Annotated in this window: 1 protein-coding gene; it reads right to left on the bottom strand. The window is 55.9% G+C overall.

Annotated features, from left to right (window positions below; translation table 11 throughout):
* On the bottom strand, positions 1-897 hold an 897-nt coding region (locus PsWM33_RS27475; RefSeq protein WP_193778455.1), incomplete at both ends, for a terminase gpA endonuclease subunit.

The following is an 897-nucleotide window of genomic DNA, read 5'->3' on the forward strand; positions in this document are numbered from 1 at the left end:
CCTTTTCTGGTGTGACTTCCTTTGCCCGGTCCCGGTCCCAGCGGTCCAGCCCCTTGGCAAGAAACACCCGCCTACGCAGGCCAAGCTTGCGCGATTTACGGAAGAAAGCATAAGCGTTCTTTGTCACTCCATCAGCGCCGCCGCTGTCCACGATCAGTGCAGCCGGTTTGATCTGGTAGCCACTGCCCGCAACCGGGTAATACTTTTCCAGTAAAGGCAACAAAGCGTCCCAGTCTTCCTTGTACTTTGCCGGGTCAATGGCTCTGCTATCAGCACTTGGTGCACCTGCAGGCGGGGTATGAAGGTCAAAGCGATCTATCAACCATCGTTCCAGCCCCGGCCCCCATGCGTCCACCTGCACAACAAAGCGGCCCTTTTGCACGTCAACAGCGATGGTAAGAAAGCGGGTTTCCGGCGGTGCGACCTTAAGCAGATAGTGCTCTGCCTTGTCCTTCAGTTGCTTCACGCTCAAATCATCTTCATCTTCCACCATGCGCGATGAATAAGGCTTGCCCTGATCAACGTTCACAGTGGTCTTTAATGAGGTTTCATCTCCGGTTTGCTGGAACTCCTGCCAAGCAGTCTCATATCTGGAAACCAAGGACGCCCACGGCTGGAAGGCAGCGGCCGCCCCTTTCAGCCAGTAAGTGACAAGATCCGTTTCCCGCAAAGCCTCATCATGAACGCTCACCAGCTCCCCGGTTTTGCTTTCATGAAGCCAGCGGCCCGCCCGGTTTAGCTCCACCTTGTGCCGTGGTTCAAAGATCGCACCGCAATGCGGGCACGCCATCACAGCAGCAAGGCCGCGCTCTTTCGGGCTGCCCTCATCTGGAAAATGCAGTAACTCATAATCTGGTTCAAAGACCTCGCGGCAATCCGGGCAAGTCCAGTAATAGC

The organism is Pseudovibrio sp. WM33, assembly GCF_001623165.1.
Lineage (GTDB): Bacteria > Pseudomonadota > Alphaproteobacteria > Rhizobiales > Stappiaceae > Pseudovibrio.